Source organism: Xanthomonas cannabis (assembly GCF_040616535.1).
Classification (GTDB): Bacteria; Pseudomonadota; Gammaproteobacteria; order Xanthomonadales; family Xanthomonadaceae; genus Xanthomonas; species Xanthomonas cannabis.
Genome location: NZ_CP136580.1, coordinates 2640475 through 2666381 on the forward strand (window position 1 = coordinate 2640475; position 25907 = coordinate 2666381).

24 protein-coding genes are annotated in these 25907 nt (G+C 66.2%); 13 read left to right on the top strand and 11 right to left on the bottom strand.

Annotated features, from left to right (window positions below):
• Nucleotides 1-7 precede the first annotated feature (7 nt).
• The 8 genes from RZV17_RS11290 to RZV17_RS11325 all read right to left on the bottom strand — a co-directional run bounded on the left by RZV17_RS11290 (nt 8) and on the right by RZV17_RS11325 (nt 10062).
• A complete protein-coding gene (locus tag RZV17_RS11290) occupies nt 8-844 on the bottom strand; it encodes a carbohydrate ABC transporter permease (protein ID WP_039412596.1) in 837 nt (278 codons plus the stop codon).
• Entirely contained in the window at nt 841-1725 is an 885-nt protein-coding gene (locus RZV17_RS11295) for a carbohydrate ABC transporter permease (protein ID WP_081419495.1), read from the bottom strand. Before RZV17_RS11295 ends, RZV17_RS11290 begins: the two co-directional genes overlap by 4 nt.
• Complete coding sequence (locus RZV17_RS11300) at nt 1722-3089, bottom strand: sugar ABC transporter substrate-binding protein (protein WP_184440386.1); 1368 nt, start codon at nt 3087-3089, stop codon at nt 1722-1724. Before RZV17_RS11300 ends, RZV17_RS11295 begins: the two co-directional genes overlap by 4 nt.
• A 3-nt stretch (nt 3090-3092) precedes the next feature.
• Entirely contained in the window at nt 3093-4712 is a 1620-nt protein-coding gene (locus RZV17_RS11305) for a glucoamylase family protein (RefSeq protein ID WP_047694946.1), read from the bottom strand.
• A 103-nt stretch (nt 4713-4815) separates the two neighbouring features.
• Complete coding sequence (locus RZV17_RS11310; RefSeq protein WP_355603453.1) at nt 4816-7794, bottom strand: TonB-dependent receptor; 2979 nt, start codon at nt 7792-7794, stop codon at nt 4816-4818.
• A 104-nt stretch (nt 7795-7898) separates the two neighbouring features.
• Nucleotides 7899-8921: a LacI family DNA-binding transcriptional regulator gene (locus tag RZV17_RS11315; RefSeq protein WP_047694948.1), complete on the bottom strand. Its 1023-nt coding sequence runs from the start codon at nt 8919-8921 to the stop codon at nt 7899-7901.
• Between the two features lie 575 nt (nt 8922-9496).
• Nucleotides 9497-9766: a BolA family transcriptional regulator gene (locus RZV17_RS11320; protein ID WP_047694949.1), complete on the bottom strand. Its 270-nt coding sequence runs from the start codon at nt 9764-9766 to the stop codon at nt 9497-9499.
• The gene (locus RZV17_RS11325; protein ID WP_039412619.1) at nt 9763-10062 is read right to left on the bottom strand and encodes a YciI family protein; all 300 of its coding nucleotides are present in this window, start codon (nt 10060-10062) and stop codon (nt 9763-9765) included. Before RZV17_RS11325 ends, RZV17_RS11320 begins: the two co-directional genes overlap by 4 nt.
• Before the next feature lie 350 nt (nt 10063-10412).
• Between RZV17_RS11325 and RZV17_RS11330 the strand changes: the two genes are divergently transcribed.
• Genes RZV17_RS11330 through RZV17_RS11340 form a run of 3 tightly spaced genes read left to right on the top strand, consistent with a single transcriptional unit; the run spans nt 10413 to nt 14176 of the window.
• Nucleotides 10413-11318, top strand: a complete 906-nt coding sequence (locus RZV17_RS11330) for a ScpA family protein (protein WP_039412622.1) — start codon at nt 10413-10415, stop codon at nt 11316-11318.
• A 13-nt stretch (nt 11319-11331) separates the two neighbouring features.
• A complete protein-coding gene (gene scpB / locus RZV17_RS11335) occupies nt 11332-12546 on the top strand; it encodes an SMC-Scp complex subunit ScpB (protein WP_355603457.1) in 1215 nt (404 codons plus the stop codon).
• On the top strand, nt 12539-14176 hold the full coding sequence (locus tag RZV17_RS11340; RefSeq protein WP_355603460.1) for a pseudouridine synthase: 1638 nt from the start codon (nt 12539-12541) through the stop codon (nt 14174-14176). Before scpB ends, RZV17_RS11340 begins: the two co-directional genes overlap by 8 nt.
• A gap of 204 nt (nt 14177-14380) precedes the next feature.
• Here RZV17_RS11340 and RZV17_RS11345 read toward each other — a convergent pair whose 3' ends face one another.
• Entirely contained in the window at nt 14381-14818 is a 438-nt protein-coding gene (locus tag RZV17_RS11345; RefSeq protein ID WP_355603463.1) for a hypothetical protein, read from the bottom strand.
• 163 nt (nt 14819-14981) lie between these two features.
• On the opposite strand from RZV17_RS11345, the gene RZV17_RS11350 reads away from it, so the two are divergent.
• A complete protein-coding gene (locus RZV17_RS11350) occupies nt 14982-15752 on the top strand; it encodes a glutaminyl-peptide cyclotransferase (protein ID WP_355603466.1) in 771 nt (256 codons plus the stop codon).
• An 89-nt stretch (nt 15753-15841) separates the two neighbouring features.
• Here the strand turns inward: RZV17_RS11350 and RZV17_RS11355 are convergent, their stop codons facing one another.
• Nucleotides 15842-16645 carry an amidohydrolase gene (locus RZV17_RS11355; RefSeq protein ID WP_355603469.1) on the bottom strand — a complete coding sequence of 268 codons (804 nt, stop codon included), beginning with the start codon at nt 16643-16645 and terminating at the stop codon, nt 15842-15844.
• A gap of 239 nt (nt 16646-16884) precedes the next feature.
• Nucleotides 16885-18033 carry a pyridoxal phosphate-dependent aminotransferase gene (locus RZV17_RS11360; RefSeq protein ID WP_355603471.1) on the bottom strand — a complete coding sequence of 383 codons (1149 nt, stop codon included), beginning with the start codon at nt 18031-18033 and terminating at the stop codon, nt 16885-16887.
• A gap of 226 nt (nt 18034-18259) precedes the next feature.
• Between RZV17_RS11360 and ccmA the strand changes: the two genes are divergently transcribed.
• From ccmA to RZV17_RS11405, 9 genes are all read left to right on the top strand, one after another.
• Nucleotides 18260-18904 (top strand): heme ABC exporter ATP-binding protein CcmA, encoded by a 645-nt coding sequence (gene ccmA / locus RZV17_RS11365; protein ID WP_039414312.1) that lies wholly within the window; start codon nt 18260-18262, stop codon nt 18902-18904.
• Nucleotides 18901-19596, top strand: coding sequence for a heme exporter protein CcmB (gene ccmB / locus RZV17_RS11370; protein ID WP_039414310.1), 696 nt, complete (start codon nt 18901-18903; stop codon nt 19594-19596). Before ccmA ends, ccmB begins: the two co-directional genes overlap by 4 nt.
• 112 nt (nt 19597-19708) lie before the next feature.
• Nucleotides 19709-20458 (top strand): heme ABC transporter permease, encoded by a 750-nt coding sequence (locus RZV17_RS11375; protein WP_047696538.1) that lies wholly within the window; start codon nt 19709-19711, stop codon nt 20456-20458.
• The gene (locus tag RZV17_RS11380) at nt 20455-20625 is read left to right on the top strand and encodes a heme exporter protein CcmD (RefSeq protein WP_166751088.1); all 171 of its coding nucleotides are present in this window, start codon (nt 20455-20457) and stop codon (nt 20623-20625) included. The genes RZV17_RS11375 and RZV17_RS11380 overlap by 4 nt, the downstream gene beginning before the upstream one ends.
• A complete protein-coding gene (gene ccmE, locus RZV17_RS11385; protein WP_184374997.1) occupies nt 20622-21080 on the top strand; it encodes a cytochrome c maturation protein CcmE in 459 nt (152 codons plus the stop codon). Before RZV17_RS11380 ends, ccmE begins: the two co-directional genes overlap by 4 nt.
• 318 nt (nt 21081-21398) lie before the next feature.
• Nucleotides 21399-23336 carry a heme lyase CcmF/NrfE family subunit gene (locus RZV17_RS11390; protein WP_355603476.1) on the top strand — a complete coding sequence of 646 codons (1938 nt, stop codon included), beginning with the start codon at nt 21399-21401 and terminating at the stop codon, nt 23334-23336.
• Nucleotides 23329-23931 (top strand): DsbE family thiol:disulfide interchange protein, encoded by a 603-nt coding sequence (locus RZV17_RS11395; RefSeq protein WP_039565919.1) that lies wholly within the window; start codon nt 23329-23331, stop codon nt 23929-23931. The genes RZV17_RS11390 and RZV17_RS11395 overlap by 8 nt, the downstream gene beginning before the upstream one ends.
• Nucleotides 23928-24365, top strand: coding sequence for a cytochrome c-type biogenesis protein (locus RZV17_RS11400; RefSeq protein WP_047696546.1), 438 nt, complete (start codon nt 23928-23930; stop codon nt 24363-24365). Before RZV17_RS11395 ends, RZV17_RS11400 begins: the two co-directional genes overlap by 4 nt.
• Nucleotides 24365-25378, top strand: coding sequence for a tetratricopeptide repeat protein (locus tag RZV17_RS11405; RefSeq protein ID WP_184370854.1), 1014 nt, complete (start codon nt 24365-24367; stop codon nt 25376-25378). The genes RZV17_RS11400 and RZV17_RS11405 overlap by 1 nt, the downstream gene beginning before the upstream one ends.
• The last annotated feature ends 529 nt before the right edge of the window (nt 25379-25907 follow it).

Here is a 25907-nt window from a genome sequence, read left to right on the forward strand (position 1 = left end):
ATCGGTTTCACCCCTTCACACTCCCCAGCAGAAGACCTTGGATGTAGTAACGCTGCAACGCCAGGAACAATAGCAGTACCGGAATCACCGTCACCACTGCACCGGCCATCATCAGTTCCACGTCCATGATGTGCTCGCGCGACAGCGCCGCCAGCGCCACCGGCAAGGTGTATTGCTCCTGGTCGGTCAGCACGATCAGCGGCCACATGAAGTCATTCCACGAGCCCATGAAGGTGAAGATGGTCAGGGTGACCAGCACCGGCTTGAGCATCGGCAGCACGATCTGGAAGAAGATCCGCATCTCGCTGGCGCCATCGATGCGCGCGGCCTCGATCAATTCATCGGGAATGCTGCGCGCGTACTGGCGCACCAGGAAGATGCCAAACACCGTGGCCAAGGCCGGCACCACCACCCCGCCGATGTTGTTGACCAGGTGCAGCTGCTTCATCAGAAGGAACAGCGGCAGCATCGCCACCTGCGCCGGGATCACCAACGCGGCCATCAGGATCTTGAAGATGCGCTCGCGGCCGACGAACTGCAGCTTGGCGAACGCATAGCCGGCCATGGTGTTGATCAGCAGCGAGCCCAACGTGATCAGCCCGGACACCAGCAGGCTGTTGGCGAAGTTGCGCGCCATGCCGGTGCGCGCAAACAGCTCGTGGTAGTTGGCGGTGGTGAACGCCGAGGGCAGCATTGGCGGCGGAAACCGGCTGGCCTCGCCGGTGGGCATGAACGACACAGACAGCATCCATAGCAGCGGCGCCAGGCTGATCAGGGCCAGCACCAGCAGGCCGCCGTTGATCAGCACGGCATTCCAGCGCGATTCGCCGACATCACGGCTCATATCAGGTCCTTCTTGCGGCCAAAGCGCAACATCACGGTGGTCACCGCCAGGATGATCAGGAACAACAGGAACGCCACTGCCGATGCACGGCCGAGGTTCCACCACTTGAAGCCTTCTTCGAACATGAAATACAGCACGCTGACGGTGCTCTGGAGCGGGTCGCCGCGGGTCATCACGTAGGGTTCGGCAAACAGCTGGAAATAGCCGGAAATGGTGATCACGCCAACCACCATCAGCACCGGGCCGAGCATCGGCAAGGTGATGTGCAGGAACTGCTTCCAGCGCGAGGCGCCGTCGATGCGCGCGGCCTCGTACAGGTCTTGCGGGATCGCCTGCAGCCCGGCCAGGAAGATCACCATGTTGTAGCCAAAGTTCTTCCACACCGCGAACAGCATGATGGTGGGCATGGCCCAGCGCGGGTCGCCCAGCCAGTCGATCGGAGCGATGCCCAGATGGCTGAGGCCGAAGTTCACCAGGCCGTATTTGATGTGGAACAGGTAACGCCAGATCACCGCCACCGCCACCAGGGTGGTCACCACCGGCGCGAACAGGGCAGTGCGGAACAGCGCCTTGAAGCGCGAGGCCTTGGCATTGAGCAGGAGCGCGGCGCCGAGCGAGACGCCGATCGACATCGGCACGCCCAGCAGCACGAAATACGTGGTGTTCCACAGCGACTTCCAGAACAGCGGCGTCTGCAGCAGTTCGACGTAGTTGCCCAGGCCGACGAAGCGCAGATGGCTGCTGTCGGCCAGTGCGTACAGGTCGAAGTCGGTGACGCTGAGCACCAGCGCGGCGAACACCGGCACGCCGAAGAACATGCCCAGCACCATGATCGACGGCGCGGCGAACACCCAGCCGGCGACGGAATTGCGTTTCATCATGGTGCGGCTCCCTGGCCCGCGGCGGCGGCTGGCGTGACGATTTCTGCAGACGGCGCTACCGCGGGTGTGGCCCCCTCACCGGCCGGACCGACATGCCCGCCCTCCTGCTCGAAGATCCAGCGGCGCTTGGCCAGAATCTCGTCAACGCGTTGATCCAGTTCCTGCACGGCGGCGTCGTGCGATTGACCGCCGCGCACCACGCGCTCGGTCACCAGACGCATTTCCTGCACGATTCGCTCCCACTCCAGCACCTTGGGCGTGGCCTTGACCCGCTCAAGCTGGTCGCCGAAGGCATGCGCCAGTTCGTCGTTGGCCAGCGACGGCAACTTCCAGGTGCTGCGGCGCGGCGGCAGGTCGCCGATGATGGCGTGGAAACGCGCCTGCACCTGCGGCTGCGACAGATATTCGATCAGCTTCCAGCTGGCGTCCTTGCGTTGCGAGGACTTGAAGATCACCAGGCTGGAGCCGCCGGCAATGCCCGCACCCAGGCCGTTCGGCCCAGGCAATGCAGCGGTGCCCCACTTGCCTTCCATGCCCGGCGGCTGGCGCAGCTTGAACTCGCGCACGTTCCAGGGCCCGGACAGGTAGAACGCGTAGTAGCCATTGAAGAATTCGTACCAGACGTTGGACACCTGGGTCTCGGAGACCTTCGGCGCCCAGCCCTTCTGGTACATGCCGTCGTAGAAGCCCAGCGCCTTGCGGAAACCTGCGCCGCGGAAGTTGCCGTAGTTGTCGTGGTCGCGCAGCAGGCGGTCGTCCTGCTGCAGCGCGAACGACAGTTGCTGTTCGAACTCGTTGAGCGGCATCAGGATGGCGTAGCGGTCGGGGCCGACCTTGCGCTTGATCGCCGCCATCACCTGTTCCATCTCCGCCCAGGTCTTGGGCATTTCGCTATAGCCGGCCTCGCGCAGCAGATCCTTGCGATAGAACAGCAGGCGCGTGTCCACATACCACGGCACCCCGTACAGCGTGCCATCGACCACGTTGGTGTCCCACACGCCAGGAAAGTAGTCGGCCGGGTCGACGATCGTCGAGCGCGCCACATACGGCTGCATCGGCTCCAGGGTGTCGAGCAGCGCAAATTCCGGCAGCCAGGTGTTGCCGAGCTGGCACACGTCCGGCAAGCCGTCGGCGGCAAAGGCGGTGAGCAGCTTTTCGTGCGCCGCGGTCATCGGGATGTTCTGCACATCGACGTGGATGTCCGGGTTCTGCTTTTCGAAGTCGGCCACCAGCTCGGCGACCACTTCGGCTTCCTTGCCCATGGCCCAGAAGCGCACGGTGGTCTTGGCGGGGTCGGAGCGATTACATCCCGCCGCACCTGCACACAAGGCGGCGGCCAGCATCAACAGTTTCAAAAGGCGCACGGATTACTCGGGTTTTTGGCGTTGCGAGGGGTCTTGCTGGGCCTGGGCGGCGGCGGCACGCGATTCGGCCATGCCCAGCGAGCGGGCAGCCGCCTTTTGCTCGTCCTTCTGCGGCAAGGGCTGCGGCTCACCCTCGGGCGTGAGCCAGCCACCGGTGAAGCCGGCGCGTTCCAGACCAGCGCGGATGTAGGGGTTCTTTTTCATCACCGTCCAGACGAATTCGTTCTGGTAGTTGGCAATCATCGCCAGAATCGGGCCCTGGTCGATGGCGATGTAATCGCTGGCCACCCAGCCGCGGTCCGGCACCATGCGCCCGGTCTTGAGCGGGATGTCGTAATTGAAGCTGGGGTTGAACGAGTCCAGGAACCCGTAACTGGAATACAGGAAGTTGCCGTAACGCTTGTGCATTTCCTCGGTGGCCGGGATCACCACTTCCGGGGCGAACACGATCGAGGAGATCGCCGCCGACGGCACGATGGTGCCGTCGTCGAAGTTCTCGCGCAGGCCGGCGCCGCGCGAGGAGTAATGGCGGAACTGGCGCTGCTCGCCGCGGTATTCCTGGCTGGTGTTCTGCGGGCCGTCGCCGGCGGTCAGGCCCCAGACGTTCTCGCCGTAGTCCTTCCACTTCATCGGGTTGTCGATGGCGTAGTCGCGCTGGGCCAGGGTGGCGCGGCGGCTGTTGAGGAAGTAGTCGATGCCGCGTTCGCGCATGTACTGGTCCTGGATATCGCGGAAATCGATCCAGACATGGCTGTACTGGTGGCCGAACAGCGGGCCGAAGGACAGGTATTCCTGGCCCTGGTATACGCCCCAGTCGTTGTTGTAGGTGCGGGTCCAGCTGGTCCACGCTTCCGGGTCGACGCCGTGCGTGGGCGAGCCCAGCGCGAGGATGTACAGCATCATCGCCTCGTTGTAGCCCATCCAGTCGTGGTCGATGAAGCCGCTCTCGGGGAACCAGCCCATCGAGATCAGCGGCGCACGCTGCTGCAGCCAGCGCCAGTCCACGCGCTTGTAGAGCGTGTCGGCGATCTGGCGGATTTCTTTTTCGCGCGGGTCCTCGCCGTCGTAATACGACTGGGTGAACAACACGCCCATCATCAGCAGTGCGGTGTCCACGCTCGACAGTTCGACCCAGCTGTCGTAGCGGTTGCCCTGCTGCATGTCGAGAAAGTGGTAGTAGAAGCCCTTGTACCCGGCCCGACCGGTCCGCTGCGGCCCCATCGGCGCGTCGCGGAAGAATTTCAGGGTGGTCAGGGTGCGGTCGATCGCCTGATTGCGGCTGACCCAGCCGTTCTCGATGCCGATCGGATACGCGGTCAGCGCGAACCCGACCGAGGCGATGCTGGCAAACGGACGCGACGGAAACCGGTCCGGGGACAGTCCGTTGAGTTCATTGGTGGTGTCCCAGAAGAACTGGAAGGTGCGGCGTTCGATGTCCGAGAACAGCGGCGGCAGCGGCGGCTTGACCGGTTTGGGCGGCAACTGCGCCTCGATCAGGATGACTTTCACCGGCGCCTTCTTTTCGGCCACCTTGGGTTCCTCGGCCTGTTTACAGGACGCCAGCAGCAGCGCGCCCAGCAATAGTGGAATCGTCAACCAACGCGACGTGTTGCCCCTGTCCATCCGCCCCCCGCTTGTGTAATCGATTACATCTCGCACGCCAACCTACCCTATCCAAGCGCCGAGTTCGACCGCCCCGGCCGTGTTGCCGGGGCGGTCGAGGACCTTACCAGTCCAGACCGAAGGCCAGACGGAAGGTACGCATCGGCGACGCCAACACACCGGTCGGTGTGCCGTAAGCCGTGTTCAAGTCAGCCAGTGTCCCGGTATCGCCGTTAAAGTTGGCGTAGTTCACCCAATTGAACACGTTGAGGATATCCGCACGCACGTTGAATTTGACACCTGCGCCGGTATCCCACTGCTTGTTGGCCGCAATGCTGAACTCCTTGTAGCCCAGGGTGCCGTCCGGCTTGAACTGGATGATGTCGCATTGATCGTTGCCGGCAAGGCAATTCTGGCCGTAGCGCGCGGTCTGGCTGGCCAGCGACAGCTTGCCGGACAGCTTGATCTCGTACGGCAGCTCATAGATGCCGGTGACCACCAGGCGGTTCTTGGGAATGCCGCCGGCTTCACGCCAGCCGTAATCCTGGATACGTTCGCGGTCCAGCGCGTAGTGCTCGCCGAACTGGCGGTTCTCCTTGGCATCGGAATAGGTATAGGCCACGGTCAGGCCCCAACCGGAGTCTTCGTCGAACGGCTTTTCGATCTGCAGCGCGAGCTGGTTGTTGCGGGTCTCCACGCCATTGGTGCCCAGCACGATGGCGCTGTAGCCATCCGGGCCGTCGGTCGGCACGCCCGAGGTGGTGCCCGGCTGGAAGAACGAACCGTCGGGCAGACGGTTGCCGCGCAGGAAGGCAAAGCCGTCGTGGCTTTCGATGCGGCTCAGGGTGACATCGGTGAACCAGTCCTGGCCCCACAGCGGCACCATGTTGCGCATGCCGATGCTGAATTGGTCGGAGTACGGGGTCTTGATGTTGTTGTCGATCAGGTAGATCTCGCGCCCGCCGCCGCCGGCACTGGTGGCCGCCAGCGCGTCGAGCCCTTGCTGGGTGCTGTAGGCCGGATTCCACGCCGTGCACGGGTCGCCCAGGCAGGCGCCGTTGTTGGCGCTGGTGAAGTAGTAGCTATACGACTTGAACGAGTTGTTGAGTTGCTCCAGGGCCAGGTAGTCGAAGATGTTGCGGTCGTACGCACGGCCGGCACCGCCATAGATCACGTGGGCCTGGTCGCCGAACAGGTCGTAGGACGCGCCCAGGCGCGGCTGCCAGGCATCCTTGAAGGCCTTGCGGTTGTTGCCGGTGCTGATGAAGTTGTTGATGTTGTAGTTGGCGTTTTGCAGGTTGGGCCAGTTCTGCAACGCACCGGCCACGTCCGTCGGGGTGACGAAGTCCAGGAAGGCCGGGGTTTCTTCGTAGTCGTAGCGCACGCCCAGGTTCAGGGTCCAGTGCTCGTTGACCTCCCAGTCGTCCTGCAGGTAGATGCCGTACTGCTTGTTCTTGGACACCACCGACCCGCCACCTTCCACCAGCGGCGCGCCGAAGCGCACGCGGTACGGCGTCTGCACGTCGGTGAGGATGTTGTAGTAGTACTGCGGGTTGGCCGGATTGAACTGGGTCGAGTCCAGATCGATGCTCTTGAACTTCACGCCCATCTTGACGGTGTGGGCGCCATGCCATTCCAGGCTGTTCAAGGTCAGGTCGTCCTGGAAGGTCCAGCCCTTCTGGCCCTTGCGCTGGAAGCTGCTGCCGGCGCCGGCAGACAGGACTTCGTCCTCGATCCCGCGCACCGGCACGTAGCTCAGCACGTAGCCGGTGCCGTCGTTGAGCGGCGCCTGGTTCCAGAACGCGCTTTCGTAGCTCAGGTTGGCTTCGTTGAGGAAATTGGCGCCGCTGTACTGCCAGCGCAGGTTGGCGCGCTTTTCTTCCTGGCCGTTGACGCTGCCGTGCTCGTAGGTCGAGGTGCGGCCGACGTCGTTGAGCTCGTCTTCCTTGCGGTACTTGCCGGTCAGTTCGAACAGGTTGTTCTCGCCGATGGTCCAGTCGATCTTGCCGAAGTACAGGTCTTCCTTGAACGGCGTGCTGTAGGTGGCCACCAGCGGCTGCAGCTGCGCCGGCAGCTGGTCGATACGGTCGGAATAGATCGAGCCGGGGATCACCACGTTGGGCGTGGTGTATTCCTTGGCTTCATAGGCGATGAAGAAATGCGCCTTGTCCTGGAGGATCGGGCCGCTGAAGGTGGCGCCGTACTGGGTTTCCTCGAAGTCGTCGCGCACGCCGGCCTTCTTCTCCAGCGGGCTCTCCTCGCGCCAGCCGTCGTTGCTGGTATCCCAGAAGAAGCTGCCATGGAAATCGTTGGTGCCCGACTTGGACGAGGCCACGATGGCCGCGCCGCTGACCTGATCGAACTCGGCCTTGTAGTTGGAGGTGATGACCTTGTATTCGCCGATCGCCGATTGCGGGAACGGGTTGCCGCGGCTGGAATCCTGGCCACTGACGCCGCCGGTCAGCACGTAGTTCTTCTGGCTGACGCCGTCGATGTACACGTTGGTGCCCTCGGCCGAGGTGGCGCCCGAGCGCACCTTGGTGGTGCCGTTGGCGTCGCGGGTGAACTGCACGTTCGGCACGGTGTCGGCCAGTTCCAGGAAGTTGCGCGTGGCACGCGGCAGGTTCTGGATCTGCACGTTGGAGATGTAGGTGGCGTTTTCGGAGGTACGGGTTTCCACCAGCACCGGTGGCGCCTTGACCTGCACCGCATCCAGCGTGGTGGCGTTACCACCGGCCGCCGCAGCCGGCTCGCCGCCGACGCCCAGGTTCAGGGTCGCGGTCTGGCCGACCTGCACCGTCACGTTCTGCGAGCTGGTCTGGCCGTTGGCGGTGACGTCGATGCGATAGGAGCCGGGCGGCAGGCCACCGACCGAGTAACCGCCGTTGCTGACCTGCACGGTCCGGGTCAGTCCGGTGGCGAGATTGGTCGCGGTGACCTGGGCCTGCGCCGCAGGTGCAGCATCGACGGTGACCTGGCCGCGGATGGTCGCCGCGGTGCTCTGCGCAAACGCAGGCGCGGCGCCCAGCAGCAGGCAGCTGGCCAGGGCGCAGCTGAGCAGCTTGCGCGCCGGGCGCGCGATATGGGAGTGGTGGTGGCGCATTGGTCCCTCCAGGGATCGGTACAGATTGTTGTTGTGGCGTTGCGGTCTTGCAGGAACGACCGCTGCGGGGGCAGCGGGAGCGGACAGGACGTCCGCGAAAAAGGTCAGCCGCCGGCGTCGCCGGCTCCGCAGGACGCACGGATCACCAGCTCGGGCCGCAGCAGTTGGCGCAGGCCGTCGTCACCGCCTGGGGTCTCGACCAGCCGCATCAGGCGGGTCATTGCCTGCTCACCCAGGCGCGCGATGCTGACCCGCATCGTGGTCAGCGCCGGGTGCACGAAACGCGCCAGCGGGATGTCGTCGAAACCGGCCAGCGCAACGTCGTCCGGGACCACGATATCGGCCTGCGCAAAGGCGTAGAGGCAGCCCAGCGCGGTCATGTCGTTGGCGGCGAACACCGCATCGGGCAGCGGGCCGGCGGCCAGCATGGCCAGCCCCGCGCGATGGCCGGAGGCTTCGTCGAAGTCGCCGGCATATTCGATGCCCTGCGCCTGCTCACCGTGTGCGGCCATCGCGTCACGAAACCCGCGCAGGCGCTCGCGCGCATCGAAATTGAGCGCCGGCCCGCCGATGAAGGCGATGCGTCGGTGCCCAGCCCGCAACAGGTGCTCGGTCATGGCCATGGCGCCGGCGTGGTCGTCGATGCTCAGCACCGGATAGCCGGCTCCGGGCAGGTGGGCATTGATCAGCACCGTGGGCAGCGACTGCGGCAGGTTGTCGGTCAGGAAACCGGGCTGCTCGGCATACGGCGAAAGCACCAGCAAGCCATCCACCCGACCCCGCATCGAGCGCAGCGCCCTGCCCTGGGCCTCCGGATCACCGTGATAGCTGGACACCAGCAGGTGCTGGCCGGCAGCGCGGGCGGCGCCATCGATGCCACGGATCAACTCGGAAAAGAATTCGCCGTACAGATCCGGCAGCACCACGCCCAGGGTCTGGGAGCGCCGGCTGCTCAGACTGCGCGCAGCAGCGTGCGGGCTGTAGCGCAGCCGTTCGGCGACCTCCATGACGTGCTGGCGCACCGGCCCGGCCACGTTGTCGTGCCCGTTGAGCGCGCGCGACACCGTCGCCACGGACACCTGCGCTTCCCGTGCAACATCTTTGATGGTGACCGCACCCTTGGCCATGCGTGTCGCCCTCCGCGACCGGCTTCCCAAAACTGGCGCGGACTGTAAGCGTTTTCATAAGCGGGCGTAAACCCCTGTCTTCACGCGTGTGAAACCGCTTACAGATCAAGCATCTGCAAGTGATGAATACGTGAAGCAATGTGCTGCGACGCAACAAATACGTGCCCATGTGTCCACAAACGAAGCACAACGCGGATCACGGTTGGCAGTTTTCTCCGCGGCGTGACCGGTGCGGGCATGACCACCCGGCAAGGCGTGTCGGGCTGTTGACAGCGCGTGGGCGAAGTTCGTGACACCGACGCGCCAGCGCGGCTACCAAGGGCTGAATCTCTATCGTGTCGCGCCTCGCAAGTAGCTCGCAGAAAGAGTGCGTGATGGGCCATCGCCGGCAATGCAGCAGCGCTCAGGTGTACTACGGCTATGTCATGGAGGTGCTGCTGCCAGGCGCCATGGCTGGGTCGTCCTCCCGGGCACTGCCGCGCCCGTAGGAGCGCACCCGGGCGCGACGGGGCTTTATCGGTAACGCTCTGTCGCGCCCGGGTGCGCTCCTGCACGACGCGGTCTGGTCGCTTCGGCTAGCCGGCTTCCCCCGGCGCCAATGCCTCGATCGACAAGGCATGGATATCGGTCTGCATCATCTCGCCGACGGCCGCGTACACCGCGCGGTGGCGCGCGAGCGGCGGCTTGCCGGCGAAGGCGGCACTGACCACGCGGACATTGAAATGCCCGCGCCCGTCGCGTGCGCCGGCATGGCCTGCGTGGCGATGACTGTCATCCACCACCTCCAGCTCGGTCGGCGCCAGCGCCGCCTGCACCGCAGCGCGGATTCGCTCGACCCGGCTCATGGCAACACCCGCCGGAACGGGCGGACCTCCGTGCGCACGTACACGCCGGCCTCCACGTACGGGTCGGCGTCGGCCCATGCGCGCGCATCCTCCAGCGCGTCGAACTCGGCGATCACCACACTGCCGCTGAAGCCGGCCGGACCGGGATCCTCGGCGTCGATGGCCGGGCATGGGCCCGCTACCAGCAAGCGGCCCGCTGCCGCCAAGGCCTGCAGGCGCGCCAGATGCGCCGGTCGCGCCTGCTGCCGCGCCGCCAGGGCGTCGGCCCGGTCATACCCTTCGATTACGTACCACACACGCCACCTCGCCAGAACTTGAAGATCACCGCCCGATTCTAGCCGCGTCAGTGCTGGACACCGCCCCCGCGCACGCATTACCCTTGGCACCACTGCACACGCAACCGGACGCAGCGGCCCGTCGGCCCAGGCCCCACGCCACACTCGACGAGCGATTCGCTGCCCACCGCCGGCTCGCGTAGACGACCTCCTCGCTGTTCCGTCGCCGCACGCCACGCGGCGCACGTTATATGTGGATTTGTGGGATCGTGCCGGCCCAGGCACGACATTGATCGTAATAACTCAAGGCAAAGCCCTGCAGGCACGGCTTAAGACCGTGGCCGGCGACCGCAAGACCCGATGTCGACCTGATGAATTCCGAACTCGCGCACGTCGCGACTCCGCCAGCCACGAGCGCGCCGCCACAGCAGCAGGAAATGCCGCTGGCGGTGGTGCATGGGCAACCGGTGCTGCAGATCCCGCAGGATCTGTATATCCCGCCGGACGCGCTGGAAGTCATCCTGGATGCCTTCGAAGGCCCGCTGGACCTGCTGCTGTACCTGATCCGGCGCCAGAACCTGGATATTCTGGATATTCCCGTCGCCGAGATCACCCGGCAGTACGTGGACTACATCAACGTGATGCAGGAGCTGCGCTTCGAACTGGCCGCCGAATATCTGGTGATGGCCGCGATCCTGGCCGAGATCAAGTCGCGCATGTTGTTGCCGCGCCCGCCGAGCCAGGATGGCGAAGAAGAAGATCCGCGCGCCGAGCTGGTACGTCGCCTGCAGGAATACGAGCGCTTCAAGCAGGCCGCCGAGGATCTGGACACCCTGCCCCGCATGGGCCGCGACAGCGCGCCGGTGCAGGCGCATCTGCCCGAGCGCGCGGCGGTCAAGCTGCCGCCGCCGGTGGAACTGAAAGAAATGCTGATGGCGCTGTACGACGTGCTCAAGCGCGCCGAGCTGTTTACCGGCCATGCGATCAAGCGCGAGGCGCTGAGCGTGCGCCAGCGCATGGGCGATGTGCTGAGCCGCCTGGACGACGGCAGGTTCTATCGCTTCGAATCGCTGTTCACTGCCGAGGAAGGCAAGCTCGGCGTGCTGGTCACCTTCCTGGCGCTGCTCGAATTGGCCAAGGAGCAGTTGCTGGACATCGTGCAGGAAGCGCCGCTGGCGCCGATCTACGTGAAGTCGCTGGCGTTGGGCAACACCAATGCGCCGCTGCAATTCTCCAGCGAATTCGATGACAGCGATGCTGCCAACGAACCTATCTGAAGCCGATCACCGAATGGATCAAGCGCTGATCACCCGCATCATCGAAGCCGCCCTGCTGGCGAGCAGCCAGCCGCTGACGCTGGCGCAATTGCAGGGTTTGTTTCCGGAAGAAGAACCCGCGCCGCCCGGCAGCGTGGAGCGCGCGCTGGAACTGCTGCGCGAGGGCTGCGCCGAGCGCGGCGTGGAACTGGTCGAGGTGGCCTCGGGCTTCCGCTTCCAGGTCAAGGCCGAGGTGCATGGCTGGGTGGCACGGCTGTGGACCGAGCGCCGCACCAAGTACACCCGCGCCACGCTGGAAACGTTGGCCTTGATTGCCTACCGCCAGCCGATCACCCGCGGCGAGATCGAGCAGGTGCGCGGCGTGGCGGTCAGCAGCAACATCATCCAGGCGCTGGAAGAACGCGAGTGGATCCGCGTGGTCGGCCACCGCGATGTCCCCGGCAAGCCCGCCCTGTTCGGTACCACCAAGGGCTTTCTGGATTATTTCGGGCTCAAGCGATTGGACGAGCTGCCGCCATTGTCTGAGTTGAAGGACATCGCCGAGCTGGAACCGCAGCTGCCGCTGGACCGCGACGGGCAACTGGATGGTGCCATGCCGGCGTCGGCGGCGATGCAGACCGCGCAGGATCAGGCAGAAGCCGATGCGGCTGGCGCTGGAGGCGCCGATGCGGATGCAACTGCTGATGGCGCTGACATTGATGGTGCCGACGTTGATGGCGCTGATGCAGACGCCACCACCGCTGACGCCGCGGCCGATGACAGCGACATCAGCGTGACGCAGGAGGATCTGGAAGCCCCCGGGACCGCCGCGGTGGCAAGCCAGGACAGCAGTTCCCAGGCAGCAACCGATCATCAGGCCAATGCCGGGCGCGATCCCGAAACAGACATCGACACCGTTGCCGACCAGCACGCGCCGGCAACGGCCAGCGATGCCGGGGTCGACCAGCAACACCACGCTCTCCACGACGCCATCGACATGGACGATGCCGACGCGACGGGCGCGCAGACATCGCAACACCCGGGGCATGCCCCGGCGCAGGACCAGGACACGCACCACCCAGATGACGCCCGCGAGGGCGACCCCGACACCGCGCCGGGAACGCGCGCGGATGCAGTGAACGAAGACGAAGACAACGCCGTCGCGACGACGACCGTGGCTGTTGACGAAGCCGATTCCGACCCAGAGGCCGACCCGCAACGCGGCGGCCGGAGCCAGACACATGAGTGACACCCCCCGCAAGCTGTCGTTGAACAAGCTTTCCCTCAAGCGCGACAGCGCGCCCGAAGCGCCCAAGCTGGAAGAGCGCCTGCACAAGGTGCTGGCCCAGGCCGGCCTGGGCTCGCGCCGCGCGCTGGAGCAGCGTATTGCCGATGGCCTGATCAAGGTCAATGGCGCCGTCGCGCAGACCGGCATGTCGGTGCGCAGCGGCGACAAGATCGAACTGGACGGCCGCAGTTTCGTGGCCAGCGCGCTGACCGAACCGTCGCGCGTGCTGATCTACAACAAGCCCGAAGGCGAAGTGACCACGCGCGAAGATCCCGAAGGCCGCCCGACCGTGTTCGAGTCGCTGCCGGCACTGAAGGGCTCGCGCTGGATCGCCATCGGCCGCCTGGACATCAACACCACCGGCCTGTTGCTGCTGACCACCGACGGTGAGCTGGCCAACGCGATGATGCACCCCTCCTACGAGGTCGAGCGCGAGTACGTGGTGCGCGTGCGTGCCCCGGAAGGCGAAGAAGCGGTCTCCGACGCCATCATCGAGCGGCTGTCGCGCGGTGTGCTGCTGGAAGACGGCGGCGCCAAGTTCGACGAGATCGAGCGCATCGGCGGCACCGACTCGCACGACTGGTTCCGCGTTGTCGTCAAGGAAGGCCGCAACCGCGAAGTGCGCCGCCTGTGGGAATCGCAGGGCTGCCAGGTCAGCCGCCTCAAGCGCAGCCGCTACGGCAAGATCTCGCTGCCGCGCGAACTGCTGCGTGGTCAGTCGGTGGAAGTGGCGCAGGAGAAGGTGGAAAGCCTGCGCGCCGAACTCAAGCTGGAAGAAGGCGCGCCGTCGGCACTGACCCTGCAGCCGGTGATCGGCCAGCGCCGCGCCGCCAAGTCCACCGTGCACGTCTCGCGCGATGGCCGCAGCAATGCCTACGTCAATGGCCAGACCTCCGGTGCCGATGAAGGCCGTGAGCTGCGTCGCTTCGACAACCTGCGCGAAGATCGCGGCCGCGGCGGTCGCGGCAAGCCGGGCGGCTTCAAGGGTGGCCTGACCGTCAGCGGCGAAGCGGCGGCCAAGCAGTCGCAGCAACGCCCGTTCAAGCAGCGCGGCCCGGCCAAGGGCGATCGCTCGCTGCCCGATGGCAACCCGGCGGCATTCCGCAGCTGGTACGTGCCCGATGGCGTGAGCACCGGTCCGAGCGGCCACCGCAACGCCGGCCCGGGGGGCAACAGCACCGGCCAGGCACGTCCGTATGCCAAGAAGGGTCCAGGCGGCGCGCGTCCGGGTGCCGGTGGCCAGGGCCGCGGCGGCGCAGGCGGTCAGGGTCAATCGCAGGGGCAAGGCCAGGGACAGCGCAAGCATCCCTATGGTCACCCGGGTAATGCGCCGAGCTTTCCGTCCGATCATGCCAACCCGGGTTTCAGCCCGTATGGCGCTGCGCGTCCTGCCGGACGCCCGAGTGGCGGCCGTCCGACGGGCCCGGGCGGTCATCGCGGCCCTGCAGCCGGCAATCGCGGCCCCGGTGGTCCGGGCGGTGGCGCGCGCGGACCAGGTGGTCCCGGCGGCGCACCGCGTGGTGGCCCGGGCGGCCGTCCGCCGGGTGGCGGCAACCGTCGTCCGCCAGGCGGCGGCAATCGCGGTCGCTGAGCATCAGCCGATCCGCGCAACAAAAAACGGCCCCTCGTGGGGCCGTTTTCTTTTGTTGTGGCCGACACGATGGACCTTCGACTGGAGCAGAGGATTCCGCCGGGTCCACTCAGGCAGTCGCGCCAGCAGCCGCTGTCTGGCGCAAGCTTGCCGCGAGGCAGGAGCCCCGCGCATCGGTCGATGCGCGCGACGCGATGCTGCCGCTTACTTGCGGCGCTCGATCACGAAGTTGCCTACATTGACACCCAGATCCACACCCTCGCCGGTACCTGCCAGCGCCAGCGAAATATCGCCCTTGGTGACCACCTGTGCGGTGCTCGACTTCACAATGCCCGCATGCGCTTCGGCGGCGGCATAGGTGCCGAACAGGTCGTTGAGGCTATAGGCACCGGAGAACGACCCACGGCCGCCGGTGATCTTGGACTTGCCTACCGTCAGGCCGCCGCCCTTGCTGGAAATCTTGACCGGAATGACCGCGCCGTTGTCGCAGGTGATGGTGCCGGTGCCGCTGGCGGTCTTGTAGAAGACCGACCAGCCGGACAGATTGAACTTCAGCTGGCAATCGATATTGCCGGCGGCCTGCGCCTGCGGGGCCAGCGTTGCCGCGCCAAGCAGGGCAAAAAGAGACAGTGACTTGAGCATGTGTGCGTTGCCGGTGATGGACGTGGCGCGAGACTAGCAGCGCCCATGTGGCAGCCGCGACAAGGTGGCGGCAACGTTCCAACTCGCGTTCAGCCAATCATTACCCGCATCCCGTCCCTGCGTGAGTGCTGCGGGCACGGGCGCGGCGTGGGATGATCGGCGCATGTCACGCACTGCCCACTCGCTGCTCTTCGTCGCCTTGTTGCTGCCCTCGCTCGCGCATTGCGGCGAGGCGATTCCGGCCACTGGTTACGCGGTCGTCAACCGCTATCCGCACGACACCGCCGCCTATACCGAGGGCCTGTTCTATCTGGATGGCCACCTGTACGAGAGCACCGGCGAGCTGGGCCATTCCAGCGTTCGCAAGGTCGAGCTGAAAAGCGGCCGGGTGCTGCAGCAGGTGGATACGCCGGCGCCCTACTACGGCGAAGGCATCGTGGCCTGGCACGACAGGGTGATTCAGCTGACCTGGCGCAACCAGCGAGGCTTCGTCTACGACCTGGCCACGCTGGCGCCGCGTTCGCAGTTTTCCTACCAGGGCGAAGGCTGGGCGCTGACCAGTGACGCGCGCCAGCTGTACATGAGCGATGGCACCGCCAGCATCCGCCGGCTGGACCCGCAGACCCTGAAGCAGATCGGCAGCATCCAGGTCACCGCGCGCGGCCGCCCGCTGGACAATCTCAACGAGCTGGAATGGGTGAAGGGCGAGCTGTGGGCCAATGTCTGGCTGACCACCCGCATCGCACGGATCGACCCGGCCAGCGGCAAGGTCATCGGCTGGATCGACCTGAAAGCGTTGGTCCCAGATGCCGACACGTTGACCGACCCCAGCAACGACGTGCTCAACGGCATCGCCTATGACGCAGAACACGACCGCGTGTTCGTCACCGGCAAGCGTTGGCCGACGATCTATGAGATCAAATTGGCTGAGTAGCTGGGATTCGGGATTCGGGATTCGGGATTGGGGATTGGTGACAGCGGCGTGCTGGTACCTGGGCTGGATTTGCTTGTACCAATTCCAAATCACGAATCCCGAATCTCGAATCGATCGGCATCGAGCATCGCCGGGAAGCGCGCGCGGTGCTCGGCCAGTGCGGCTGCACTGATGGTGGTGGTGACGACCTGTTCGCGCTCGCGGATTTCGACCTGCGGCTGGCCGAGGAAATCGATCACCGCGCTGTCGCCGGCGTAGTGCAACTGATTGCCGTCCACGCCGATGCGGTTGACCGCGGCAACGAAGCACAGGTTTTCGATCGCACGGGCGCGCAGCAAGGTCTTCCACGCGTAGGCGCGGGCGGACGGCCAGTTGGCGACGAACAGTTGCAGATCGAAATCCAGCTGTCCCGGGCGTTCCACATCGAAGCGGTTGCGGCAGAACACCGGAAAGCGCAGGTCGTAGCAGACCTGCGGATTGATCCGCCAGCCCTTCCACTCGACACAGAGGCGATCGCGCCCGGCCGCATAACGCAGGTGCTCGTTGCCGAAGCGGAACAGGTGACGCTTGTCGTAGTACTGCAGCGCGCCATCGGGCGTGGCCCACAGCAGCCGATTGAACACCCCCGCAGCGGTGCGCAATTGCACGCTACCGGTGACCGCCGCACCCAACCGCGCCGCCTGTGCGCGCACCCAGGCCACGGTCGGCCCGTCCATGCCTTCGGCCTTGTCGATGGCGTCGTTGGAAAACCCGCTGGTAAAGGTCTCCGGCAGGATCACCAGATCGGTCTGCCCGGTCAGCGGCTCCAGCAACGCGCCGTAATAGTCGCGATTGCCAGCCGGGTCATGCCAGCGGGTGTCGCCTTGGATCAGGGAGATGCGCAGATCGTTCATAGAGAGACGGGGATTTGGGATTCGGGATTCGGGATTCGGGATTCGGGATTCGGAATTCGGGATTGGGGATTCGGGATTGGGGATTCGGGATTGGGGATTCGGGATTGGGGATTCGGGATTGGGGATTCGAAATAGCGGGTGTCGGGCGGCTTGGTGCCATCGGTGTCGTATAGATTCGAAGCGACAAGCGGCGCGCCGCCGTTGCCAATCCCCAATCCCGACTCCCGAATCCCAGCTCGTCAGAGCTTCTGCAAACGCTCGATCGCCGCATCCAATGTCGCATCGTTCTTGGCAAAACACAGGCGTGCCAAACGCTGCCCCGCCGGTGCGTTTTCGTAGAACGGCGATAGCGGGATCGCGGCCACGCCCTTCTCCACCGTCAGCCACTTCACGAACTCGGTGTCGGGCAGATCGCTGATGGCCGAATAGTCCACCAGTTGGAAGTAGCCGCCGGGCACCGGCAACGGCTTCAGGCGCGTGGTCAACAGCTGCTCGCGGAAACGGTCGCGCTTGGCCTGATAGAAGGCGCCCAGTTGTTCGTCGTGCTCGGGCTCGTCGCGGATCATCGCGGCAAAGGCGTGCTGGGCCGGGCCGAAACTGGTGAAGGTGTTGTACTGGTGCACCTTGCGGAATTCGGCCGTCAGCGCCGGCGGTGCGATGGCGTAGCCGATCTTCCAGCCGGTGCAGTGATAGGTCTTGCCGAAGCTCGAAATCACGAATGCGCGCTCGCGCAATTGCGGCCAGCGCAGCACCGATTCGTGGCGGTGGCCGTCGAACACGATGTGCTCGTAGACCTCGTCCGACAGCAGGAAGATGTCGGTGTCGCGTAGCAGCTCGGTCAGCGCCCGCATGTCGTCGGCCGAAAGCATGGCGCCGGAGGGGTTGTGCGGCGAATTGATCATCAACAGGCGCGTCTTCGGCGTGATCGCGGCGCGCAAGGCGTCCCAGTCGACCGCGAAGGTCTGCGGGTGCAGCGCCACGTGCACCGCACGCGCGCCGGCCAGATCGATCGCCGGCTCGTAGCAGTCGTAGGCCGGGTCCAGCACGATGACCTCTTCACCGGCCCGCACCACCGCGTGGATGGCGTTGAAGATGGCCTCGGTGGCGCCGCTGGTGACGGTGATCTCGGTGTCGGCATCGACCTGCGCGCCGTAGCAGCGCTGCGCCTTGCCGGCGATGGCCTGACGCAGCGCCGCCACGCCGGTCATCGGCGGGTACTGGTTGTGGCCGGCGCGCATGGCACGGTCCAGCTCATCGACCAGGCGCTGCGGTACCGCGAAATCCGGGAAGCCCTGACCCAGGTTGACCGCGCCGTGCTCGGCCGCCAGCTGCGACATGACGGTAAAGATGGTGGTGCCCACCTTGGGCAGCTTGGTCGTGAGGAGCATGGTGCCTGTCCGGACAAGAAACGGGGGACCGCGAGTGTACGCAAAGCCGCCAGGCGGATGCGCCCGGACGCTGCAAAACAGCGTTCCCCGACCCACCGCGGCGCCTCCGGCGCTGCCTCATACGTCCCCGGCGTGCCACCATCGTCGCTACAATGCGCGCCCGGTCTGGTGCGCCCTCGCCCCGGTCCTTCCCCATGCCGTCCTGCGACGGGAGCCCGCTGCACCGATGATCGAACCGCTGCACACCGCACCACCGCTGCTGGCGGCGCACGCCCTGGCCTTCAGCCGCAACGAGGAGCCGGTGTTCGGCCCGCTGGATTTCCATGTCGATGCCGGCGAAGCCCTGTTGGTGCAAGGCGACAACGGCGCCGGCAAGACCACGCTGCTGCGCGTGCTGGCCGGGCTGCTGCATGTGGAGCGCGGGCAGATCCAGATCGACGGCAAGACTGCGCGGCGCGGCGACCGCAGCCGCTTCATGGCCTACCTGGGCCACCTGCCCGGCCTGAAGGCCGACCTCAGCACCCTGGAGAACCTGCACTTCCTGTGCGGCCTGCATGGCCGCCGTGCCAAGCAGATGCCGGGCAGCGCGCTGGCCATCGTGGGGCTGGCCGGCTACGAAGATGCCCTGGTGCGGCAATTGTCGGCGGGGCAACGCAAGCGCCTGGCGCTGGCGCGGCTGTGGCTGTCGCCGGCGCCGCTGTGGCTGCTGGACGAGCCGTACGCGAATCTGGATCTGGACGGCATCACCCTGGTCAACCGGATGATCTCCGCGCACCTGCGCGGCGGCGGCGCGGCGCTGGTCACCACCCATGGCGCCTATGCGGCGCCGCCGGTGCGCACTCGCATGCTCACCCTGGAGGCGGCAGCATGAGCACGCCTTCGCCACAACCCTCGTTGCTGCAGGCCGGCCGCGCGCTGTTGCGTCGCGATCTGCAGCTGCTGTGGCGCCGTCGCAGCGACGCCTTGCAGCCGGCGCTGTTCGCGCTGCTGATCGTGGTGCTGTTCGCGCTGGGCCTGGGCGGACGCCCGGACCTGCTGGCGCAGGCGGCACCGGCGGTGCTATGGCTGTCGGTGCTGCTCGCCGGCCTGTTGTCGCTGGACGCGCTGTTCCGCAGCGATGTCGACGACGGCTCGATGGAGCAGTGGCTGCTGGCACCGGTGCCGCTGGCCTGGTTGATTGCGGTGCGCGTGCTGCTGCATTGGGCAACCAGTGCGTTACCGCTGATTGCTGTGACGCCGCTGCTCGGCGAATTGCTGCACCTGCCGCATGACCAATTGCCGGTGCTGCTGGCATCGTTGGCGCTGGGCACGCCGCTTTTGAGCCTGCTCGGCGCGGTGGTCGCTGCACTGACTGTCACCATGAAACGCTCTGGTATTCTCGTGGCATTGCTGGCGCTGCCGTTGTATGTGCCGGTGCTGGTGTTCGGGGCCGGCAGCGTGGCGGCGAGCGGACAAGGGCAGGATGCGGTGGGTGCGTTGCTGCTGCTGGGTGCGGGCTTGGTGATCGGCATCGTGCTGGCACCGCTGGCAGCGGCGGCGGCGATCCGGATTTCGCTGAGCTGATCGACGTTACAGATGCGCCGTTGACGGGACACCGTAGGTCGTACGGCGGTGTCGTACCGAGAGCTGTCTCCATGCAAGAAGCCATCGCCATGCCAAGAGCCATCGCCACCGCATGAACGTCGTCGCCCGCTGGTTCCACCAACTCGCCTCGCCGCCGATCTTCGACCGATTCACTGCGCGCTGGGCGCCGTGGTGCCATGCGCTGGCCGCGTTGCTGCTGGGCGCCGGCATCTGGCAGGCCTTGTTTGCGGTGCCGGCCGATTACCAGCAGGGCGACAGTTTCCGCATCCTGTATATCCATGTGCCAAGCGCGTGGATGAGTCTGTTCGTGTTCGGGGTGATGGCGGTGTACGCGGCGATCGCGCTGATCTGGCGCATCAAGGTGTGCGAGATCCTGGCGATGGCATGCGCGCCCATCGGCGCGGCGTTCACCGTGATCACGCTGTTGACCGGCAGCATCTGGGGCAAACCGATGTGGGGCGCCTGGTGGGACTGGGACCCGCGCCTGACCACCGAACTGATCCTGTTGTTCCTGTATCTGGGGGTGATCGGGCTGTACCACGCCATCGACGACCGTCGCCAGGCCGCACGCGCGGCTGGCTTGCTGGCGATCGTCGGCGTGGTGCTGCTGCCGGTGATCCGCTACTCGGTGGTGTGGTGGAATTCGCTGCACCAGGGCCAGAGCATTCGCCTGTTCGGGCCATCGACCATCGATGCCAGCATGTTGCTGCCGTTGTGGCTGATGGTGATCGGCACCAAGTTCTGGTTCGCCGGCTCCCTGCTCACCCGCGCGCGCGCCGACAACCTGCGCCGCGAGGCCGGCAAGGCCTGGATCGTGCGCGATGCGGAGGGCACGGCATGAGCTACCTACCCTATGTCGTCGCTGCCTATGCGGTGTTCGTGCTGGTGCTGCTGTGGGACTTGATCGCCGGCCGCTGGCAGGTGCGCCGTGCATTGAGGGTTGCGCAGGCGCGCCGCCTGCGTGAGCGCAAGCGCGTGCTGCCCAGCGATGCAGAGCTGAGCCGATGAACCCGCAACGTCGCCGCCGTCTGTGGCTGGTGATCGCGCTGGTGCTGGCCGGGGGGCTGGCGACCACGCTGGTGGCCATGGCCCTGCAGCGCAACGTGGCCTATCTCTACACGCCTTCGGAAGTGCTGCGTGGCGATGCCGGCGCGCATTCCCGTTTTCGGCTTGGCGGCATGGTCGAGAAAGGCTCGTTCAAAAGAGCCTCCGGTTCGCTGGAGGCACAGTTCCGCGTTACCGATGGCGACGCGCAGCTGCCGGTACGCTACGACCGCATCCTGCCGGACCTGTTCCGCGAAGGTCAGGCGGTGGTGGCCACCGGTCGCATGCAGCAGGGCGTGTTCGTTGCCGAAGATGTGCTGGCCAAGCACGATGAAACCTATATGCCCAAGGAAGTGGCCGACAAGATGGGCAGTGCGCACCGCAAGCATCAGGTGGCCCCCGGCAAGGTGATGCAGTGAGGGATGGACTGATGGACGGCGCTGCCGGGGCCTGCGACCGGCGATCGGAAGTGCGGAAGAGACTCGATGCAGTCGTCGGAAGCTGCGCGGCGGGTGTGTCTTCCGGTGTTCCCGGCGGCACGTGGGACGCTTCTCGCCCCTTCCGCCGGCCGACGCACGCGCCGGCCACGGAAGACGGCGCGATCGCAAGAAGCGGCGTTGCACGTCACCGGGCTTGGCGCGCCACCCTGTGCCGCGGTCTGTGCGGGTCTTCCGACGTGGTCCGTCTGCCTGCCGCTTCCGCTGGCCCGTTCCACACCGCCCGGTTCTGGGTCGCCCATGCTTCCTGAGCTCGGCACCTTTCTGCTGGTGCTGGCCCTGCTGGTGGCGCTGGTGCAGGCCGCCGTGCCGTTGGCCGGCGCCCAGCGTGGCCGCAGCAGCTGGATGGCAGTGGCGCGGCCGGCGGCGCTGGTGCAGCTGGGCCTGATCGCCACCGCCTTTGCGGTGCTGACGCATGCGTTTCTGGTACAGGACTTTTCGGTGCGCTATGTCGCCGAAAATTCCAACAGCCTGCTGCCGGTCATGTACCGCTACTCGGCGGTCTGGGGCGCGCACGAAGGCTCGCTGCTGCTGTGGACCCTGGTACTGGCGCTGTGGACCGGCGCGGTGGCGCTGTGGTCGCGGCAATTGCCGGCACAGGTCGTGGCGCGCGTGCTGGGGGTGATGGCGCTGATCAGCGTCGGCTTTCTGGCCTTCCTGTTGTTCACCTCCAACCCGTTTGCGCGCCTGGTGCCGGTACCGCTGGAAGGCGCCGACCTCAATCCACTGCTGCAGGATCCGGGCCTGATCATCCATCCGCCGATGCTGTATTGCGGCTATGTCGGCTTTGCGGTGCCGTTCGCCTTCGCCATTGCTGCATTGCTGGAAGGCCGCATGGACGCACGCTGGCTACGCTGGACGCGGCCGTGGACCAATGTGGCGTGGTCGATGCTCACCGTGGGCATCGCGCTGGGCAGCTGGTGGGCGTATTACGAACTGGGCTGGGGCGGCTGGTGGTTCTGGGACCCGGTGGAAAACGCCAGTTTCATGCCGTGGCTGGTCGGCACCGCCCTGCTGCATTCGCAGGCGGTCACCGAAAAACGCGGCAGCTTTGCCAGCTGGACCCTGCTGCTCGCCATTGCCGCTTTTGCACTGTCGCTGCTGGGCACCTTCCTGGTGCGCTCAGGCGTGTTGACCAGCGTGCATTCGTTTGCCGCCGACCCGTCACGCGGACTGTTCATCCTGGTGTTCCTGCTGGCGGTGGTCGGTGGCTCGCTGCTGCTGTACGCGCTGCGCGCGCCACGGATGTCGCCCGACGCTGATCCGCGCCGCGCATTTGCCGGCAGCTCGCGCGAAACCTTGTTGCTGTTGAACAACCTGCTGCTCGCCTGCGCCTGCGCGATGGTGCTGTTGGGCACGCTGTATCCGCTGCTGGCCGATGCGCTGGGCCTGGGCAAGCTGTCGGTCGGCCCACCCTACTTCGGCACGCTGTTCGTGGTGTTGATGGCACCACTGGTGGCGCTGTTGCCGTTTGGCCCGCTCACCCGCTGGCAGCGCGAACAGGCCTCGCGGCCGCTGGCGCTGCTGGCGCCGTGGGCGGCCCTGGCGCTGGCGGCCGGAGCGCTGGCCTGGTTCATGGCGCCGCAAGGCCAGTTCAAGGCCGCGATCGGTGTGGCCGGCGCGGCCTGGGTGATGCTGGGCACCGCACGCTTCCTGTGGACGCGGCGGGCGGCCAAGGGCCGTCGCTACACCGCCGAAATGCTGGGCATGGTGCTGGCGCATCTGGGCGTGGCGGTGTTCCTGGCCGGTGCCTTGCTGGTTGAATCGCTGAGCCTGCAACGCGAAGTGGCGCTGGCGCCCGGCCAGCAGGTGCAGCTCGGCCGCTATGCGCTGCACTTCGACAGCCTGGAAGAACGGCGGGGACCCAATTACGTGTCCGACCGCGCCAACCTGCAGGTGTTCAAGGACGACGCGCCGGTCGGCATGCTGCATGCAGAAAAGCGTCGCTACGCCAGCGGCGGACAAACCCTCACCGAGGCGGCGATCCGCCCCGGCCCGTTCGGCGACCTGTATGTCGCCCTTGGCGAACCGCTGGGCAATCAGGCCTGGGCGGTGCGCGTCCACCTCAAACCGTTCGTGCGCTGGATTTGGCTGGGGGCGCTGCTGATGGCGCTCGGCGGCCTGGTCACGGCCGCCGACCGGCGTTTTCGTCGTTCTCCGGAGATCCAAGATGGTTGAGTCACGTTCGCCCCGCCTGCCCACGGCCGTCCTCGTGGGCGCCATCGTGCTGCTGCTCGCACTTGCAGCACTGCTGGTCTATGCGGTGGTGCGCTCAGGTCACGACGATCGCGATGCCCTGCCCTCCGCGCTGATCGGCAAACCGGCACCGGAGTTCGCGCTGCCGCTGCTGCACGACCCCAGCATCGTGGTGCATGCGCGCGAGCTGCGCGGTGCGCCGTACATCATCAACGTATGGGGCAGCTGGTGCCCGGCCTGCCGTGAGGAACATCCGGTGCTGAGCCGCTTTGCGCTGACCAAGCGCGTGCGCGTGATCGGCTACAACTGGAAGGACGAGCGCGCCGATGCGTTGCGCTGGCTGGAGCAACTGGGCAACCCGTATCTGCTGGTGGTCGCCGATCAAGATGGCCGCACCGCCATCGACTTCGGCATCGCTGCTGCACCGGAGACATTTCTGGTCGACGGGCGCGGCGTGGTGCGCTGGAAATACAGCGGCATGCTGACCCAATCCATCATCGACACCCAGCTGATTCCGGCGCTGAGCAAGATCGAACGCTCGCCCACTGCCGCTCCGGACCTGCACGCCAACCAATGACGCGCGCCTGGCTGCTGACGTTGCTGCTGTTGCTGCCCTGGCTGGCCCTGGCCCAGCCGGTCGGCGACCCATCGCCGCTGCAGTACCGCTCGGCGGCGGAAGAAGCGCGTTTCCACGCGCTGACCGCCGAGCTGCGCTGCGTGCAGTGCCAGAACCAGTCGCTGGCCGATTCCAACGCGCAGATTGCGCAGGACCTGCGTCGCGAGGTGCTGGCGCTGATGCACGACGGCCGCAGCGATGCGCAGATCCGCCAGTTTCTGGTCGCCCGGTATGGCGAGTTCGTGTTGTACCGCCCGCAGGTGGAATCGCGCACCTGGCTGTTGTGGTTCGGCCCGTTGCTGGTGCTGCTGCTGGGCGGGGTGGCAGTGATGATGGTGGTGCGTCGGCGCAGTGCGGCCGCACCCGCGTTACCCGCCGACGAGCAGGAGTGGTGATGGCCGGCTTTGTCATTGCGGTGATCGTGATCGCGTTGCTCGCGTTCGGCGTGGCGCTGCGGCCGCTCTGGCGTGAAACGCGCGGCCTGGCGGCCGGCATTGCGGTGCTGTTGCTGGCTGCCAGTGCGGCGTTGTACTGGCTGGTCGGCACGCCCTCGGCGATCGAGCAGGCCGCCAACCGGCCGGCCGCCCCGCGCACCTTGGACGAAGCCATTGCGCAGCTGCGCACGGCGCTGGCGCGCAATCCCGATCAGGCCGAAGGCTGGGTGCTGCTGGGGCGCTCGCTGTCCAGCCAGCAGAAGTTTGCCGAGGCCCGCGATGCCTTCGCGCGCGCGGTCACCTTGCGCCCGGACGAGCCGGATGTGCTGGTGGCCGCCGCGCAATCGCGCATGCTGGCCGACGACAGCGGCCGCCCGGACCCGCAGGCCATGCGCCTGCTCGAACACGCGTTGGTGGTAGCGCCTGACCATCAACGCGCACGCTGGTTCCTGGGCGTGGTGCAACGTCAGGCCGGCCAACCCGCCCAAGCCAGCGCCACCTGGGAACCGCTGCTGCGGGTGGTCGACGCCAGCACCCGCCCTGGCCTGCTCGAACAGATCAACGCCGCGCGGCAGGAAGCCAAGCTTGAGCCGATCCAGACACCGGCGGTGCCCGCCGCCGATGCAGCCGGTGGCAAACGCATCCAGGTGCGTGTAACGCTGGATGCGGAGTTCGCAAAACGGGCGGGCCTGCCCAACGACACCAGCGTGTTCGTGATCGCGCGTGCGGCCGACACACCGATGCCGGTAGCAGTGGAAAAACACGCACTGAGCGAACTGCCGTTGACCCTCACCCTCGACGACGGCGACAGCCCGATGCCGACGCGCCCGCTGTCGTCGCTGGACAAGGTGCAGGTGCTGGCCCGGCTATCGCGCAGCGGCAACGCCATGCGCCAGGCAGATGACGTCGAGAGCGTGCCGGTGACGGTGGAGCTGCCGGCAGGCGCCCCAGTGGAACTGGTGATCGGCCGCTGAGTGCTCGCCGTGTGTCATTGCACGCCTTGGGGCCAATGGACAAGGAGCGATCAAGCAGATGACGTCGAGAGCGTGCCGGTGACGGTGGAGCTGCCGGCAGGCGCCCCAGTGGAACTGGTGATCGGCCGCTGAGTGCTCGCCGTGTGTCATTGCACGCCTTGGGGCTAATGGACAAGGAGCGATCAACAAGACGCAGGCTGCAACCGCATGCAGTTGCGCGCCACCATCGTGACCGCTTGAAAGCTCTGCGCACCGACCACCATGACTGGCCCTGCGCCTTTGCTGCCCGGATCAAGCAATCAGGTAGCGACGCCTGCATTGTGCCTATCGCGATCGCGTGGCGATCTTCACGTCTGGTCGAGGGCGCGGCGCCCTCACCGCTCGCGGGACACGCCGCCAGTACGTCCATATAGGTTCGATAGCGGCATCCATGCCGCCACACGCTCCCGCACTCGGCGAGGACACCACGCTATACAGTTGGCTGGTGGTTTTGTTGAAAAGCCTGGCGGTTTTGTTGAAAAGCAAAGAC

Bases quoted from the DNA above. Each gene is read 5' to 3' on its own strand.
- RZV17_RS11290 (WP_039412596.1), bottom strand. From the start codon at position 844: ATGAGCCGTGATGTCGGCGAATCGCGCTGGAATGCCGTGCTGATCAAC.
- RZV17_RS11295 (WP_081419495.1), bottom strand. From the start codon at position 1,725: ATGATGAAACGCAATTCCGTCGCCGGCTGGGTGTTCGCCGCGCCGTCG.
- RZV17_RS11305 (WP_047694946.1), bottom strand. From the start codon at position 4,712: ATGGACAGGGGCAACACGTCGCGTTGGTTGACGATTCCACTATTGCTG.
- RZV17_RS11310 (WP_355603453.1), bottom strand. From the start codon at position 7,794: ATGCGCCACCACCACTCCCATATCGCGCGCCCGGCGCGCAAGCTGCTC.
- RZV17_RS11315 (WP_047694948.1), bottom strand. From the start codon at position 8,921: ATGGCCAAGGGTGCGGTCACCATCAAAGATGTTGCACGGGAAGCGCAG.
- RZV17_RS11320 (WP_047694949.1), bottom strand. From the start codon at position 9,766: ATGAGCCGGGTCGAGCGAATCCGCGCTGCGGTGCAGGCGGCGCTGGCG.
- RZV17_RS11330 (WP_039412622.1), top strand. From the start codon at position 10,413: ATGAATTCCGAACTCGCGCACGTCGCGACTCCGCCAGCCACGAGCGCG.
- scpB (WP_355603457.1), top strand. From the start codon at position 11,332: ATGGATCAAGCGCTGATCACCCGCATCATCGAAGCCGCCCTGCTGGCG.
- RZV17_RS11340 (WP_355603460.1), top strand. From the start codon at position 12,539: ATGAGTGACACCCCCCGCAAGCTGTCGTTGAACAAGCTTTCCCTCAAG.
- RZV17_RS11345 (WP_355603463.1), bottom strand. From the start codon at position 14,818: ATGCTCAAGTCACTGTCTCTTTTTGCCCTGCTTGGCGCGGCAACGCTG.
- RZV17_RS11350 (WP_355603466.1), top strand. From the start codon at position 14,982: ATGTCACGCACTGCCCACTCGCTGCTCTTCGTCGCCTTGTTGCTGCCC.
- RZV17_RS11355 (WP_355603469.1), bottom strand. From the start codon at position 16,645: ATGAACGATCTGCGCATCTCCCTGATCCAAGGCGACACCCGCTGGCAT.
- RZV17_RS11360 (WP_355603471.1), bottom strand. From the start codon at position 18,033: ATGCTCCTCACGACCAAGCTGCCCAAGGTGGGCACCACCATCTTTACC.
- ccmA (WP_039414312.1), top strand. From the start codon at position 18,260: ATGATCGAACCGCTGCACACCGCACCACCGCTGCTGGCGGCGCACGCC.
- ccmB (WP_039414310.1), top strand. From the start codon at position 18,901: ATGAGCACGCCTTCGCCACAACCCTCGTTGCTGCAGGCCGGCCGCGCG.
- RZV17_RS11375 (WP_047696538.1), top strand. From the start codon at position 19,709: ATGAACGTCGTCGCCCGCTGGTTCCACCAACTCGCCTCGCCGCCGATC.
- RZV17_RS11380 (WP_166751088.1), top strand. From the start codon at position 20,455: ATGAGCTACCTACCCTATGTCGTCGCTGCCTATGCGGTGTTCGTGCTG.
- ccmE (WP_184374997.1), top strand. From the start codon at position 20,622: ATGAACCCGCAACGTCGCCGCCGTCTGTGGCTGGTGATCGCGCTGGTG.
- RZV17_RS11390 (WP_355603476.1), top strand. From the start codon at position 21,399: ATGCTTCCTGAGCTCGGCACCTTTCTGCTGGTGCTGGCCCTGCTGGTG.
- RZV17_RS11395 (WP_039565919.1), top strand. From the start codon at position 23,329: ATGGTTGAGTCACGTTCGCCCCGCCTGCCCACGGCCGTCCTCGTGGGC.
- RZV17_RS11400 (WP_047696546.1), top strand. From the start codon at position 23,928: ATGACGCGCGCCTGGCTGCTGACGTTGCTGCTGTTGCTGCCCTGGCTG.
- RZV17_RS11405 (WP_184370854.1), top strand. From the start codon at position 24,365: ATGGCCGGCTTTGTCATTGCGGTGATCGTGATCGCGTTGCTCGCGTTC.